Raw genomic sequence first — 14,994 nt, forward strand, 5'->3', positions numbered from 1 at the left:
GAGGCCGCCCCGTGCCGCACCCCGCCCTGACCCCCGACGAGCTGCTCACCACCACCCGCGCCGTCCGCAAGCGCCTCGACCTCACCCGCCCGGTGGAACGCCCGCTGATCGAGGAGTGCCTGGCCCTCGCGACCCAGGCGCCCACCGGCCGCAACCGCCAGCGCTGGGACTTCGTGGTCGTCACCGACCCTCAGCGCCGCGCCGCCCTGGCCGAGTTCTACCGGCTCGGCCTGGTCCGCCCCCGACAGCGGACCGCCGCCACCGGCGTGGACCGCACCACCGGCGACCACCACCGCCGCGTCCGGCTCGCCGAGAGCGCCCAGCACCTGTTCGACCACCTGCACGAGGTGCCCGTCCTGGTGGTGCCGTGCATCCGGATCAAGGACCGGCGCGAGCTGGACACCCACGTCGGCCAGGCCAACACCTGGGGTTCGATCCTCCCGGCCACCTGGCAGTTCATGCTCGCCGCCCGCTCCCGCGGCCTCGGCACCGCCTGGACCACCGCGCACCTGCACTACGAGCGCGAGGCCGCCGCCGTGCTCGGCCTCCCGTACGAGACCGTCGCGCAGGCCGCCCTGATCCCGCTCGCGCACACCCTGGGCACCGACTTCCGCCCCGGCCCCCGGGTCGCCACCGCCGACATCGCCCACTGGGACACCTGGTAGCCCACCGCACGCACGGCCCACGCGAAGGGGCCGGCCCGGGAGTCCCGGACCGGCCCCTTCGGAGGACGGGCGATCAGGCCGCTATCGGCCGCTGGCTGCGCACCGCCTGGAGCAGCCCGATGCCGATCCAGACCGCGAACATCGAGGATCCCCCGTAGGAGACGAAGGGCAGCGGGATGCCCGCGACCGGCATGATGCCCAGGCACATCCCTATGTTCTCGAAGGCCTGGAAGGAGAGCCAGGCGATGATCCCGGCCGACACGATCGTCCCGTACAGGTCGGTCGCCTGGCGGGCGATCCGGCAGGCCCGCCACAGGATCACGCCGACCAGCGCGATGATCGCCAGCGCGCCGACGAAGCCCAGCTCCTCACCGGCGACGGTGAACACGAAGTCGGTCTGCTGCTCCGGCACGAACTGCCCGACGGTCTGCGTCCCGTGGAACAGCCCCTTGCCGGTCAGCCCGCCCGAGCCGATCGCGATCCGGGCCTGCGCGGTGTTGTAGCCGACGCCGTTCGGGTCCAGCTGCGGGTTGGCGAAGGCGGCGAAGCGGTCGATCTGGTACTGGCTCAGCAGCCCGAGCTTCCAGACCGCGACGCTCCCGCCGACGCCGACCACCAGCAGGCCGACCACCCAGCGGTTGGCCGCGCCCGAGCCGAGCAGGATGCCCAGCACTATCGCGGACATCACCATGACCGACCCGGCGTCCGGCATCAGCAGCACCAGGCCCATCGGCACGCAGGCCCAGATCAGCCCACGGAACACCGCCCGGTGCGAGGGGAACTCCCGTTCCCCCGCGTCCACCTGGTCCGCCAGCACGACCGCCATCGACAGCAGGATCGCCAGCTTCGCGAACTCGGCCGGCTGGACCGAGAAGCCGCCGCCGAGCTGGATCCACGAGTGCGCGCCGTTGATGGTCGAGCCCAGCGGGCTGAGCGTGGCCATCAGCAGCAGCATCACGCCGGCGTAGAAGAACGGCACGATGGTGCGGAAGCGCCGACTCCCTATCGCTATCACCACGGCGCACAGCACCAGCCCGACCACGACGTTGGTCAGGTGCCGGTACAGGAAGTACTGCGGGTCCCCGTGGGTCAGGTTGTCGCGCCCCCGGGTGGCCGACCAGACCAGCAGCGAGCTGCCGAGCGACAGGGCCAGCGCGGCCAGCAGCAGTATCCAGTCCAGCCGCCACAGCGGCGAGTCCTTGGCCAGGGCCTTGGAGACCCCGGTGCGCTGCGGGCTCAGCCGCAGCTGCCGGTAGGAGCCGTAGGAGGTCATGACCGCCCCCTTCCCGGGCCTCGGTTCGGTTCGAGCGCGGCGTCGGCCGCGGTGTACGGGGCCTGGCCGTCGGCCGGCGGCATCGGGTCGAGGAAGGTCGCGGCCAGGGCCGGACCGGACTGCGCCGAGGCGGCGTCGAACGGCACCGGGGCCTGGAGCACCGCGCCGGTGGCCTGGTCGACGGTGTAGGAGGCCGGCTTGATGATCGCGGTGCCGTCCGGGTTGAACTTCGGCAGCTCGGCCTGCGGCGCCGGCAGCAGCGCCTTGCCGTTGTCGATGTTGCCCTTGTCGTCCACGCCGTACAGCGACTGGTAGATCCGGCGGACGGCGTCACCGGAACCGCCGGAGCCGGTGCCACCCTGGCTTATCGTCATGACGACCGCGTAGTCCTTGCTGTACGTCGTCAGCCAGGAGGTGGTCTGCTTGCCCTCGACCTCGGCGGTGCCGGTCTTGGCGTGCAGCTCGATCTTGTTCTGCGGCCAGCCGGCCCCGGCGAACTTCCAGGCGGCGGTACCGCTGGTGATGACGCCCGCGGTGGCCTGGTCGATGTAGCTGAGCAGCTTCTGGTCGCCGGGGAACTTGGCGTCCTCGTGCGGGGCGATCTCGCGGACGAGGTCCCCGCTCGGGCTTATCACCGCCTTGGCGATGGTCGGCCGGTAGAAGGTGCCGCCGTTGGCCAGCGCCGAGTAGATCCGGGCCATCTGGACCGGGGTGACCAGGGTGTCGCCCTGCCCGATCGCGAAGTTGACGGCGTCACCGGCGCGCATCTGGTAGCCGTCGACGCAGTTCTCCCGGGCGATCTGGTCGGAGAAGCTGTTGCCGCCCTTCTGCGCCTGCGCGCACCAGGCGTCCTTGTTGTTGTCGTAGAAGGACTGCTTCCACTGCCGGTCCGGCACCCGGCCGGGGACCTCGGACGGCAGGTCGATGCCGGTCTTGGCGCCGAGGCCGAACTCGTGGGCGGTCTTGAAGAACCAGTCGCCCGGATCCTTCTTCGGCTTGATGCCGCCGTCCTTCATCCACTGGTCGTACGCCAGGCCGTAGAAGACGGTGTCGCAGGAGACCTCCAGCGCCTTCTCCAGGGAGATCTGGCCGAAGTTCTCGCTCTCGAAGTTCTTGAACTCGCGACCGCCGATGGTCATGCTCTTCGGGCAGTCGTAGTGGCCGTCGAGCGAGTAGCCGGCCTGCACGGCGGCGGTGGTGGAGACGACCTTGAAGGTCGAGCCGGGGGCGGACTGGCCCTGTATGGCCCGGTTCAGCAGCGGGAAGTTGGAGTCCTTGCCGGTCAGCGTCTGGTAGTCCTTGCCGCTGATGCCGCCCACCCAGAGGTTGGGGTCGTACGTCGGCGCGCTCGCCATCGCGATGATCCGGCCGGTGTGCACGTCCATCACGACGGCGGCGCCGGAGTCGGCCTCGTAGTTGCGGTTGGTGACCTTGTCGAAGGTGTTCCGGGCGTCGGCCATGGCCTGCGCCAGGTTGTCCTCGACCACCTTCTGCACCCGGGCGTCGATGCTGGTGACCAGGTTGTTGCCGGTCTGCGGGGCGACGGTGCCGGCGGTGCCGATCACCCGGCCGAGGTTGTCCACCTCCAGCTTGGTGACGCCCGCGGTGCCGCGCAGGTCGCGGTCGTACACCGACTCCAGGCCGGCCCGGCCGATCTGGTCGGCCGGCAGGTAGCGGTCCAGTCCGCTCTTGTCGGCGGTCTTGCTGACCTCGTCGTCGGTGACCGGCGAGAGGTAGCCGAGCACCTGGGCCATGTTCGCGCCCTCGGCACCGGTGTAGCGGCGCAGGGCGGTGGGCTGCGCGGTGATCCCGGGGAAGTCCTCGCGGCGCTCCATTATCTGCATCGCCTGCTGGGTGGTCGCGTCCTTGGTGACCGGGATCGGCTGGTAGGGAGAACCGTTCCAGCAGGGCTGCGGGGTCTTGGCGTCGCAGAGCCGGACCTTCTCCTGCACGTCCTTGGCGGGCATCCCGAGCACGTCGGCCAGCCGGGCCAGGACCGCCTTGCCGCCGTCCTTCTGCTGGAGCAGCGAGGTGCGGCTGACGGAGACCACCAGCCGGGTCTCGTTGCCGGCCAGGACCCGCCCGGAGGCGTCCAGGATCTCGCCGCGGACGGACGGTTCGACCACCTCGCGGATGTGGTTGCCGGTCGCCTTGGCGGTGTACTCCTTGGCGTTGCGGATCTGCAGGTACCACAGCCGCCCGCCGAGGGTGGCGAGCAGCGACAGCACCAGGATCTGCAGCACCACCAGACGGATCGTCACCCGCCGGGTGCGGCCGGTCTCGGGGATGTTGCTCACGTCTCGTGCGCTCCAGGATACGGGAAGGTCAGGAGGTCGGGGGCCGGGACGGGCCGGTTACGGGCGCCGGGCGAAGCCGGGCACGCGCCGCTTCTTGTAGGACGGGCCGGACGAGATGTCACGCGTGGTCCGGTAGCGGGCCAGCGAGCCCAGGCCCGGGCCGCCCTCGTCGTCGTCGCTGGCGGCGGCCACCGGGTCGCGGCCGAAGCGGCGGCCGAACATCATCACCAGCGGCACCACGAACGGGGCCAGCAGCAGGTCGTACAGCAGGGCGCTGATCACCAGGCCGCCGAGGCCGACGTGCCGGGCCGCGGTGTCGCCGACCAGGGCGCCGACCGTCGCGTACAGCAGGGTGGAGGCGATCGACGCGGCGCCGACCACCAGCAGCGAGCCGAAGACGGAGCGCTGGCGGCCGTACTCGGAGCGCAGCAGCCCGGCGGCGTAGCCCATCAGACAGAGCACCAGCGCGTAGCGGCCGATCGCGTGGTCGGAGGGCGGCGCGAGGTCGGCCAGCAGGCCGGCCGAGAAGCCGACCAGGCAGCCGCCGGTCGGGCCGTAGACCATGGCCAGGCCGACCACGACCAGCAGCAGTATGTCCGGGGTGGCCCCCGGGAGCTGGAGCCGGCCGAACACGCTGACCTGGAGGATCAGGCCGAGCAGGATCAGGACGGCGGAGACGGGGATGCGGGCGAGGCGCATGGCTCAGTTCCCCCCAGTGGGATTGGCGGGCGAGGCGGCGGGCGCGGTGGCCGGCGCCTGACCCTGGGCCGGCGGCAGGACGGCGTCACGCGGGTCGGCGCGCGGCGGCACCACCACCACACCGACCAGGTCCAGCCGGGTGAACTGGACGAACGGCTCGACCAGGACGGTCTTGGTCAGCTGGCCCGCGTTGGCCTGGACCTCGACGACCTTGCCGACCGGGACGCCGGGCACGAACGGGCGGCCGCTCTGCGAGCCGAAGGTGACCAGCCGGTCGCCAGCCTTGACCTGCGCCTTTCCGTTGAGCAGGGAGACCTTCATCGGGCTGTCGCCACCGCCGGAGGCGAAGCCGATCTCGCCGCTGCCCTCCAGCCGGGTGCCGGCCGAGAAGCCGGGGTCGGAGGCGAGCAGCACGGTGGAGGTGGTCGGGGCGACGGTGGTGATCCGGCCGACCAGGCCCTGGCCGTTGATCACCGTCATGTCGCGGGTCAGGCCGTCGTCGCTGCCCGCGTCGATGGTGATGGTCCAGGAGAAGCCCTGGGCCGGGCCGATCGCGATGACCTGGGCGGCCTTGACGGTGTAGCCGCCGGCGCCGGCGGTGCGCAGCAGGTCGTCCAGCTGTTTGGTGCGCCCGGCGGCCATGTCGGAGGAGGCGAGCTTCTGCCGTAGTTCGGTGTTCTCGCGGGCGAGCTGGTCCGCGCGGCCGCTGTCGGTGGCGGCGTCGCGGAAGGCCCGGACGGTGTTGGCCACCGGGTCCACGACGGTGGCGGCGCCGCGCTCGACCGGACCGAGGACGCTGGCGGCCGCGTGCCGGGCCGGGCCGAGCGGGGAGTCCTCACCGCCCTTGATGTCCACGGTGATGAGCGCGAAGGCGACGGCCACCAGCAGGATGAGCAGCAGCCGGCTCTCTCGTGTGTCCCTCACGGTGCTGGTACTGCCCCTTCGTACCGGGCGGCCGCCCGGGGCTGTGGGGCCCGGGCGGCGGCCCGTTCAGTTGAGTGTCGGATTCGTCGTGGTGCTAACGGCGCGGCGAGGCGTCCAGTACCTGCTGGAGCGCCTCGAACTCCTCGACGCACTTGCCGGAGCCGAGCGCGACGGAGTCGAGCGGGTTCTCGGCGATGTGGATCGGCATGCCGGTCTCGCGGCGCAGCCGCTCGTCCAGGCCGCGCAGCAGGGCGCCGCCGCCGGTGAGCACGATGCCGCGGTCCATGACGTCGCCGGCCAGCTCGGGCGGGCACTGGTCGAGGGTGGTCTTGACCGCGTCGATGATGGCGTTGACCGGCTCGTCGATGGCCTCGCGGACCTCGGCGGCGGAGATGACCACGGTCTTGGGCAGGCCGCTGACCAGGTCGCGGCCGCGGATCTCGGCGTGCTCGTCCTTCTCGCCCTCCGCGCCGAAGGCGCTGCCGATGCTCATCTTGATCTGCTCGGCGCTGCGCTCGCCGAGGAGGAGGGAGTACTCCTTCTTGATGTGCTGGACGATCGCGTTGTCGAGCTCGTCGCCGGCCACCCTGATGGACTGGGCGGTGACGATGCCGCCGAGGGAGATGACGGCGACCTCGGTGGTGCCGCCGCCGATGTCGACGACCATGTTGCCGGTGGCCTCGTGGACGGGGAGTCCGGCGCCGATCGCGGCGGCCATCGGCTCCTCGATGATGTGCACCTGGCGGGCGCCGGCCTGCGAGGAGGCCTCGATGACGGCGCGGCGCTCGACCCCGGTGATGCCGGAGGGCACGCAGACCACGACGCGCGGGCGGGCGAGGTAGCGGCGGCGGTGGATCTTGAGGATGAAGTAGCGCAGCATCCGCTCGGTGATCTCGAAGTCGGCGATCACGCCGTCCTTGAGCGGGCGGATGGCGACGATGTTGCCCGGCGTGCGGCCGATCATCTTCTTGGCCTCGGCGCCGACCGCGAGGATCCCACCGGTGTTGGTGTTGACCGCGACGACGGACGGCTCGTTGAGGACGATGCCCTTGCCCCTGACGTACACCAGCGTATTGGCTGTTCCGAGGTCGATCGCCAAGTCGCGGCCGATGAACGACAGGTTGCTCGCCATGGGGTGTAGGTGCCTTCCCGGGCTCGGAGTTCATGGGGGTGGACGGATGCGCGCGCCCACGCTTGGGCGGAGACCAGCTGAGCTGCCTTACCGGGCCCTTGAGTCGCGTCCATCGTAGTCACGCCGCGCGGTACGGACGTCGACGTGGGGCATACCGTCCATTGTCCGGAGCGTGATCGCTTCTCCGAGGATTGGGACGCCGTGTCGGCGCCCCCAGTTCCCTATTTCACGATAAGAATGCCCCGGCCGGGCCAATGGTCCCGACCGGGGCGGTACGAACGTCCTTCCGGGCGTGTCGCCCGGTCTCCCGGGCGGCCGTCCCGGCCCCGGATCAGGCGTGCGCCGGGAAGAAGATCTTGATCTCGCGCTCGGCGGACTCCGGGGAGTCGGAGGCGTGGATCAGGTTCTCGCGGGTGATCGTCGCGTAGTCGCCGCGGATGGTGCCGGCCCCGGCCTCCAGCGGGTTGGTGGCCCCGGCCAGCATGCGGATGCCGCGCACGACCTCCTCGCCCTCGACGATCAGCGCGATCGACGGACCGGAGGTCATGAACTCCAGCAGCGGCTCGTAGAACGGGCGGCCGACGTGCTCCGCGTAGTGCTGCTCCAGCGTCGCCCGGTCGAAGGTGCGCAGCTCGACGGCGGCGAACCGCCAGCCGGCCTTGCGCTCGATGCGGCTGATGATCTCGCCGGCCAGGCCGCGGCGGACGGCGTCGGGCTTGAGCAGGACGAGAGTGCGCTGGGACACGGTGCGTCTCCTGGGTGTTCGGTACGGCTGACGGTCGGGCCGACGGAGCGGGAGCCGACACGGCAGAGGTTACCTTGCGTACACGGCGTGTCGGCTCGCCGGTCCGGCATCTATGCCTGTACGGGCACGGCCTCCGCGGCCGCGCGGGCGGCCTTGAACTCGTCGACCTTGCGGCCGTAGTGCACCGAGCACCACCACAGGCCGGCGAAGACCAGGCCGAGGCCGAACATGGTCGGCAGGATGAAGCCGCTGGCGATCAGGCCGATCTGGAGCGCCCAGCCGATCTGCACCGCGCCGGGCCGGTTGATCATGCCGCAGAGCACGATGCACAGGGCCATCGCGATGCCGCTGACCGTCCAGATCTCCCCGGTGGAGACGTCGGAGAGCCGCATCGCGACCAGCGCCGCGAACATGATCAGCAACGCCTCGCCGATCAGTGTCGAGGAGCAGAGCGTCCTCATGTCACTTCCTCCCGAGCAGCAGGCGGGCCTCGCCCACCGTGATGACCGAACCGGTGACCAGCACCCCGGCGCCGCCGAGGTCGCCCTCCTCCTCGGCCAGGGTGACGGCGGCGGCGATGGCGTCGTCGAGCCGGGGCTCGACCTGGACGCGGTCCTCGCCGAAGATCTCGACGGCCAGGGCCGCGAGCGCGTCCACGTCCATCGCGCGGTGGGTGGAGTTCTGGGTGACGACGACCTCGGCCAGTATCGGCTCGAAGGCCTCCAGCACGCCGGCCACGTCCTTGTCCCCGGAGGTGCCGACCACGCCGACCAGGCGGGTGAAGCCGAAGGACTCGGAGATCGCGGCGACGGTGGCCTGGGCGCCGTGCGGGTTGTGCGCGGCGTCCAGGATGATCGTGGGGCTGCGGCGGACGATCTCCAGGCGGCCCGGCGAGGAGACGCCGGAGAAGGCCTGGCGGATCTTGTCGACGTCGAGCTGGCCGCCGCGGGCGCCGCCGACGCCGAAGAAGGCCTCGACCGCGGCCAGCGCCAGCGCCGCGTTGTGCGCCTGGTACTCGCCGTGCAGCGGGATGAAGACGTCCTCGTACTCCTCGCCGCCGAGCCCGCGCAGGGTCACCAGCTGGCCGCCGACGGCGAGTTCACGGCGGATCACGCCGAACTCCATGCCCTCGCGGGCGACCGTGGCGTCCACCTCGACGGCCCGGCGCAGGATGGTCTGGGCGGCGTCCAGCTGCTGCTGGGCGACCACGGCGACGGCACCGGACTTGATGATCCCGGACTTCTCGCCCGCGATCTCGCCGGTGGTCTCGCCGAGCTTGTCGGTGTGGTCCAGACCGATCGGGGTGATCACCGCGACGGCGGCGTCGATGACGTTGGTGGCGTCCCAGGTGCCGCCCATGCCGACCTCGACCACGGCGACGTCCACCGGGGCGTCGGCGAAGGCCGCGTAGGCCATGCCGGTCAGCACCTCGAAGAAGGACATCGCCACCGGCTGCGCCGCGTCGACCATCTGCACGTAGGGCTCGATGTCGCGGTAGACCTCGACGAAGCGCTCGGGGGTGATCGGGGCGCCGTCCAGGCTGATCCGCTCGGTGACGCTCTCCACGTGCGGGCTGGTGTAGCGCCCGGTGCGCAGCTCGAAGGTGTTGAGCAGCTGCTCGATCATCCGGGCGGTGGAGGTCTTGCCGTTGGTGCCGGTGACGTGGATGGAGGGGAAGGACCGCTGGGGCTGGCCCAGGATGTCCATCAGCGCCTCGATCCGGTCGAGCGAGGGCTCCAGTTTGTTCTCCGGCCAGCGCTTGGACAGCTCCAGTTCGACGTCCCGCAGGGTGTCGCCGGGACCGCCGTCGGAGGGGCGGAGGGTGTACGGGTTCGGGTCGGCCTTGTCGCTCACGACCACAGTCTACGGAGCGGCGGCGGTGTGTTCTCACGGGGTGAGAACGACCACTTTGTCCACTCTTTGCCATGATCACCTAATTTGATCCCTTTACTATCGATTCAGCGAGTTTGAACGGCAATGAAGCATCGATTCGCAATTTCCAGGAGCCGTCTGCCTTTGATCATGAGGAGCACCCCGCCATGCCCGACGTCATGCACGACTGGATCGTGCTCCGCCAGGACGTCATCGTCTGGTTCGCCGGACTGATCTCCCTGGCGCTCGTCGGCTACATGGCCCTCGTCTTCGGACGCTTCCTCGTGTACTGGGCCGGCTCCCGCCACGCCTTCCGGCACAACCTGCCCGCCGAGCCCGGCGACCCGTCCGCCTTCCAGTGGCACCTGGTCATCCCCTGCCGCGACGAGGAGGCCGTGGTCACCCAGACCCTGGACGGCCTGCGGACCAGCGCGCCCGGGGCCCACCTGTGGGTGATCGACGACGACAGCGAGGACGCCACCCGCGAGCTCGTCCTCGCCGCCGCGGCCCACGACCCGCGCGTCCACCTCGTCCAGCGCCGCCGCCCGCACGCCCGGATCGGCAAGGGCGCCGCGCTCAACGCCGCCTACCGCGAGATCTCCGCCTGGCTCCCCGAGTCCACCGACCGCTCCCGGGTGGTGATCGGCGTCGTCGACGCCGACGGCCGGCTCGACCCGGGCACCCTCGACCAGGTCTGCAACCCCAAGGCGCTCGGCCGCCCCGACACCGGCGCGGTGCAGATCGGCGTCCGGATGCGCAACGCCGACGACGAGCGCCCGCTGCCCGGCCGCGGCCGCACCGCCAACGCCCTCGCCCGCGCGCTCGTGCGGATGCAGGACGTCGAGTTCCAGGCCAACAACACCGGCATGCAGCTGCTGCGCCGCCGCACCGGCAGCGTCGGCCTCGGCGGCAACGGCCAGTTCGTCCGGCTCTCCGCGCTCGACTCGCTCACCGTCGAGGAGGGCCGGGCCGGCCGCCCGTGGCCCGAGCGCGCCCTACTGGAGGACTACGAGTCCGGCCTCGACCTGCGGCTGGCCGGCTGGCGGCTCACCCACGTCACCGAGGCCCAGGTCTCCCAGGAGGCCCTGATCTCGCTGCGCCGCTTCCTCACCCAGCGCACCCGCTGGGCCCAGGGCAACATGCAGTGCCTGCGCTACACCGGCCGGGTGCTGCGCTCACCGCACTACACCCCGTCCGGCAAGGCCGAGGTGATGTACACCTTCCTGCAGCCCGTGGTCTGCGTGCTGCTGGTGCTGCTCTTCCCGCTGTCCCTCGGGATCACCGGCGCCGGGCTGGTGCTCTTCCCCGCCGAGACCGTCGAGTTCCAGCTCCGGTTCGGCCCGTGGATGCTGCTCGCCTTCGCGCTCGCCGCGCTGCCGATGGTCCTCTGGGGCCTCGCCTACCGCAAGGCCGTCCACCCCGACCGCCGCCGGCTCACCGGGCTGGTCTGGGGCCTCCTGGTCTGGCTCTACGCCTACCACCTGTTCGTGGTCGCGACCCGGGCCGCCCTACGGATGCTGCTCGGCCGCAACGGCTGGGCCAAGACCCGGCGCAACGCCGAGAAGGTCGCCCTCGGCGCCCCGACCGCGCTCGAATCCTGAGCCGCCCCGGTACCCCCTCCCCCGCCGCCCCGCACCTCCTCCCCCACCGGAGCCCCCCTTGAGCACCTGCCTGCCGCCGTCCAGCGTCGCCGTCGTCCTCGGCACCCGCCCCGAACTGGTCAAGCTCGCCCCGCTGATCCACGAACTCGGCGACGCCACCCGGCTGGTGCACACCGGTCAGCACTGGGACGAGGCGATGTCCGGCCGGTTCCTGCGCGACCTGAACCTGCCCCGGCCGGAGCTGCTCACCGGGGTCGGCGGCCGCCCCCGGGCCGGCCAGATCGCCCAGTCCCTCGGCCAGTTGGACGCCGCCTTCGCCGAGGACCGCCCCGCCGCCGTGGTCGTCCAGGGCGACACCAACGCCACCCTCGCCGGAGCACTGGCCGCCAACGCCCGGGAGATCCCGCTGGTGCACGTCGAGGCCGGGCTGCGCAGCTACGACCGGGCGATGCCCGAGGAGCACAACCGGGTGATGGTCGACCACGTCTCCGACCTGCTCTGCGCCGCCACCGAGGACAACGTCGCCAACCTGCGCGCCGAGTCGCTCGACCAGGGCCGGATCGAGCTCACCGGCAACACCGTGGTCGAGGTGGTCCGCCGTCAGCTGCCGGACGGGGCGGCCCGCGCCGCGCTGCTCGCCGGGCACGGACTGCGCCCGGACGGATACGTGCTGGCCACCGTGCACCGCCCGGAGAACACCGACACCGCCGAGGCGCTCGGCGCGGTGCTCGCCGAGCTGGACCGGATCGCCGGGGCCGGCACCCCCGTGCTGTTCCCGATGCACCCGCGCACCCGGGCCGCCGTCGAGCGCTTCGGGCTGGACGGCCTGCTGGAGCGCCTGGCCGTCACCGGGCCGGTCGGCTACGGCGACTTCCTGGGCCTGGCGAGCCACGCCGCGCTGCTGGTCTCCGACTCCGGCGGCGTGCAGGAGGAGTGCACCGTCCTCGGCCGCCCGCTGCTGGTGGTGCGCCGCTCCACCGAGCGCCCGGAGGCGGTGGCGGCGGGCTTCGCCGCGCTCGTGCAGCCCGGCGAGGAGCTGGGCGGGCTGGCCCGTGCCTGGCTGTCCGACACCCCCGACCGGCTGGCCCGGCTCGCGGCCACCCCGAGCCCGTACGGCGACGGCCGCGCCTCGGCCCGGATCGCCGCGCTGACCAGCGCACTCGCCGGGCCCGGCCGGGCCGGGGCCGTGCCGCTGGCCGCGTAGGTGCTCTTGACAGTCGAATTGGTCTACTCCACCTTGTGAGGCAAGTCTCCGTTCCCAACAGGGACTTGAGCTGTCGGTAGCTCCCGCACGCGCACCATCGACACCCCCGGACGGCGCTCCCCCACAGGGCGCCGCCGGGCCTCCCCCACTGGAGATGGAGTCATGCCACCTGCCCGACACCGGCGCCCGCGCGCCGTCCACTCCCTGCTCGCCGGGGCGAGCGCCATCGCCCTCGGCCTGGGCGGACTCGTCCTGGCCAACGGCCCCGGCGCCCACGCCGCCGACACCGACCTGATCACCAACGGCGGCTTCGAGACCGGCAACCTCAGCGGCTGGACCTGCACCAACGGCACCGTCCAGAGCACCACCGCGCACTCCGGCACCTACGCCCTGCAGTCCACCCCGGGCGCGGGCGACACCGGCGAGTGCACCCAGACCGTCGCCGTGCAGCCCTCCTCCACGTACACCCTGAGCTCCTGGGTGCAGGGCTCGTACATCTACCTCGGTGCCCGCGGCACCGGCGGCACCGACCCCAGCACCTGGACCAGCTCGCCGAGTTGGACCCAGCTGTCGACCTCCTTCACCACCGGTCCGGGCACCACCAGCGTCACCGTCTACCTGCACGGCTGGTACGGGCAGCAGCCCTTCCTCGCCGACGACGTCTCCCTGCTCGGGCCCGGCGGCACGCCGTCCTCCCCCAGCCCGACCGGCTCCTCCTCCCCGAGCCCCAGCCCGACCGGCACCGGCACCGGCAGCCCCTCCCCCACCGGCACCGGCAGCGGCAGCCCGACCGCCACCTCCACCGGGAAGCCGCCCGGCCTGCCCAAGCACATCCTCACCGGCTACTGGCAGAACTTCGACAACGGCGCCACCGTGCAGCGGATCAGCGACGTCCCGGCCGCCTACGACGTCATCGCGGTCTCCTTCGCCGACGCCACCACCACGCCCGGCGGCCTGAGCTTCACCCTCGACCCGACGCTCTCCTCCCACCTCGGCGGCTACACCGACGCCCAGTTCAAGGCCGACATCGCGGCCAAGCGGGCGGCCGGAAAGCGCGTGGTGCTCTCGATCGGCGGCCAGAACGGCACGGTCTCGGTGAGCGATTCCACCTCCGCCGCCAACTTCGCCAACAGCGCCTGGACGCTGATGCAGAACTACGGCTTCGACGGGATCGACATCGACCTGGAGAACGGCATCAACTCCACCTACATGGCGCAGGCGCTGCATTCCCTGGCCGCAAAGGCGGGAAGCGGGTTCATCCTCACCATGGCGCCGCAGACCATCGACATGCAGTCGACCGGGATGGAGTACTTCAAGCTGGCGCTGAACGTGAAGGACATCCTCACCATCGTCAACATGCAGTACTACAACTCCGGCGCGATGAACGGCTGCGACGGCAACGTCTACTCGCAGGGCACCGAGAACTTCCTCACCGGCCTGGCCTGCATCCAGCTCAAGGGCGGGCTGCGGCCCGACCAGGTGGGCCTCGGGGTGCCGGCCTCCACCAGCGCGGCGGGCGGCGGCTACGTCGACCCGGGCGTCGTCAACAGCGCGCTGGACTGCCTGGCCGCCGGCACCGGCTGCGGCAGCTACAAGCCGGACACCACCTGGCCCGGCATCGGCGGGGCGATGACCTGGTCGACCAACTGGGACGCCAAGGCGGGCAACCCGGTCGCCAACACCATCGGCGGCCACCTGCACGCCATGCCGTAGCGGCCCTCCGGCGGCCCGGGCCCGGGGGTCAGCCCCCGGCCCGGGCCTCCGGGACGTGCGCGGTGCCGCCGTGCCGGCGGCGCAACTCGGCGGTGATCTCGTCCAGTTCGCCCTCGGGCAGCAGCGGCAGCATCATCGCCACGCCCTGCAGCAGACCGCCGAGCAGGTAGGTGGTGTCCGGGGTCGAGGCGACCAGGCCGCGCACCTCGGCGACCTCGCCGGCCGCGACCGCCTCGATCAGCTGGGCGGCGTTCGCGGTCTCCTCGTCCACCTGGACCGCGCCGGTGTCCTCCGGCGCCCGCCGGGCCATCGCCCGCAGCACCCGGTCGCCGACCTCGGGAGCGTACGCCTTGCGGACGGCCTCGGCGGCGATCCAGGCCAGCAGGGTGGCCACCTCCCGCTCGACGTTCTCCTCGAACAGCAGGTCCAGCTCGTGGTCGAACGCGATCTGGTTCCCGTGCCGGAAGGCGAGCAACAGCGTCGCCGCCCTGGCCTTGGCCTCCTCGACCGCCTCGGCAGGCAGTTCCTGGGCCAACTCCTCGGTCACCACCACGCCATGCCCTCCCGTTCGTCGCTCAGCAGGAACGCTCAGCGGAAACACCTTCGGAAACTCCGTGCACACCGTACACATCGGACCTGCAAACTTCCGCGAACGCGCGCGGGCAAGACCGGAATCAATTCGCTCGGAATAGGACCTCACCCGGTCCGGGATGAATATTCGCCGGAAGGGAGCAATGCGGCTGGGCTATTAGGCGTAGCGAAAACAGACCCTGGAAGACGCGCCGGGAGACACCCCGGACGACGCGCCGGGAAACGCCGAGGGGCCGCACCCCGCGCGTCGCGGAGTGCGGCCCCTCGTCGGCTCGGGC

At 71.7% G+C, this 14,994-nt stretch carries 13 protein-coding genes; 4 read left to right on the forward strand and 9 right to left on the reverse strand.

Annotated elements, in window-relative coordinates; genetic code table 11:
• The first annotated feature begins 11 nt into the window (after positions 1-11).
• Positions 12-665: a nitroreductase family protein gene (locus tag RZ50_RS14080; protein ID WP_196950242.1), complete on the forward strand. Its 654-nt coding sequence runs from the start codon at positions 12-14 to the stop codon at positions 663-665.
• A 73-nt stretch (positions 666-738) separates the two neighbouring features.
• On the opposite strand, the gene rodA is transcribed toward RZ50_RS14080, so the two are convergent.
• From rodA to RZ50_RS14120, 8 genes are all read right to left on the reverse strand, one after another.
• On the reverse strand, positions 739-1,938 hold the full coding sequence (gene rodA, locus RZ50_RS14085) for a rod shape-determining protein RodA (RefSeq protein ID WP_196950243.1): 1,200 nt from the start codon (positions 1,936-1,938) through the stop codon (positions 739-741).
• Positions 1,935-4,235 carry a penicillin-binding protein 2 gene (mrdA, locus tag RZ50_RS14090; protein WP_196950244.1) on the reverse strand — a complete coding sequence of 767 codons (2,301 nt, stop codon included), beginning with the start codon at positions 4,233-4,235 and terminating at the stop codon, positions 1,935-1,937. The genes rodA and mrdA overlap by 4 nt, the downstream gene beginning before the upstream one ends.
• A 57-nt stretch (positions 4,236-4,292) precedes the next feature.
• Positions 4,293-4,934 carry a rod shape-determining protein MreD gene (mreD, locus tag RZ50_RS14095; protein ID WP_196950245.1) on the reverse strand — a complete coding sequence of 214 codons (642 nt, stop codon included), beginning with the start codon at positions 4,932-4,934 and terminating at the stop codon, positions 4,293-4,295.
• Between the two features lie 3 nt (positions 4,935-4,937).
• Positions 4,938-5,858, reverse strand: coding sequence for a rod shape-determining protein MreC (mreC, locus tag RZ50_RS14100; RefSeq protein ID WP_196950246.1), 921 nt, complete (start codon positions 5,856-5,858; stop codon positions 4,938-4,940).
• 94 nt (positions 5,859-5,952) lie between these two features.
• On the reverse strand, positions 5,953-6,978 hold the full coding sequence (locus tag RZ50_RS14105; protein WP_305853043.1) for a rod shape-determining protein: 1,026 nt from the start codon (positions 6,976-6,978) through the stop codon (positions 5,953-5,955).
• A gap of 343 nt (positions 6,979-7,321) precedes the next feature.
• Positions 7,322-7,735 (reverse strand): nucleoside-diphosphate kinase, encoded by a 414-nt coding sequence (gene ndk / locus RZ50_RS14110; protein WP_196950248.1) that lies wholly within the window; start codon positions 7,733-7,735, stop codon positions 7,322-7,324.
• A gap of 110 nt (positions 7,736-7,845) precedes the next feature.
• Positions 7,846-8,196 carry a DUF4233 domain-containing protein gene (locus RZ50_RS14115; protein ID WP_196950249.1) on the reverse strand — a complete coding sequence of 117 codons (351 nt, stop codon included), beginning with the start codon at positions 8,194-8,196 and terminating at the stop codon, positions 7,846-7,848.
• Between the two features lies 1 nt (position 8,197).
• Positions 8,198-9,589, reverse strand: coding sequence for a folylpolyglutamate synthase/dihydrofolate synthase family protein (locus tag RZ50_RS14120; protein WP_196950250.1), 1,392 nt, complete (start codon positions 9,587-9,589; stop codon positions 8,198-8,200).
• A gap of 185 nt (positions 9,590-9,774) precedes the next feature.
• Here RZ50_RS14120 and RZ50_RS14125 point away from each other — a divergent pair, with 185 nt between their 5' ends.
• The 3 genes from RZ50_RS14125 to RZ50_RS14135 all read left to right on the forward strand — a co-directional run bounded on the left by RZ50_RS14125 (position 9,775) and on the right by RZ50_RS14135 (position 14,125).
• A complete protein-coding gene (locus RZ50_RS14125) occupies positions 9,775-11,208 on the forward strand; it encodes a glycosyltransferase (RefSeq protein WP_254802481.1) in 1,434 nt (477 codons plus the stop codon).
• Positions 11,209-11,266: 58 nt separating this feature from the next.
• Positions 11,267-12,412, forward strand: a complete 1,146-nt coding sequence (gene wecB, locus RZ50_RS14130; RefSeq protein ID WP_254802482.1) for a non-hydrolyzing UDP-N-acetylglucosamine 2-epimerase — start codon at positions 11,267-11,269, stop codon at positions 12,410-12,412.
• 162 nt (positions 12,413-12,574) lie between these two features.
• On the forward strand, positions 12,575-14,125 hold the full coding sequence (locus RZ50_RS14135) for a chitinase (protein ID WP_196950251.1): 1,551 nt from the start codon (positions 12,575-12,577) through the stop codon (positions 14,123-14,125).
• 28 nt (positions 14,126-14,153) lie between these two features.
• Here the strand turns inward: RZ50_RS14135 and RZ50_RS14140 are convergent, their stop codons facing one another.
• The gene (locus tag RZ50_RS14140; protein ID WP_196950252.1) at positions 14,154-14,678 is read right to left on the reverse strand and encodes a hypothetical protein; all 525 of its coding nucleotides are present in this window, start codon (positions 14,676-14,678) and stop codon (positions 14,154-14,156) included.
• Between the last annotated feature and the right edge of the window lie 316 nt (positions 14,679-14,994).

The sequence above is a fragment of the Kitasatospora sp. SUK 42 genome (genome assembly GCF_015776785.2).
Classification (GTDB): domain Bacteria; phylum Actinomycetota; class Actinomycetes; order Streptomycetales; family Streptomycetaceae; genus Kitasatospora.

Coding starts and splice junctions, on each gene's coding strand:
- rodA (WP_196950243.1), bottom strand. CDS start 1,938: ATGACCTCCTACGGCTCCTACCGGCAGCTGCGGCTGAGCCCGCAGCGC.
- mreD (WP_196950245.1), bottom strand. CDS start 4,934: ATGCGCCTCGCCCGCATCCCCGTCTCCGCCGTCCTGATCCTGCTCGGC.
- RZ50_RS14115 (WP_196950249.1), bottom strand. CDS start 8,196: ATGAGGACGCTCTGCTCCTCGACACTGATCGGCGAGGCGTTGCTGATC.
- RZ50_RS14125 (WP_254802481.1), top strand. CDS start 9,775: ATGCCCGACGTCATGCACGACTGGATCGTGCTCCGCCAGGACGTCATC.
- RZ50_RS14135 (WP_196950251.1), top strand. CDS start 12,575: ATGCCACCTGCCCGACACCGGCGCCCGCGCGCCGTCCACTCCCTGCTC.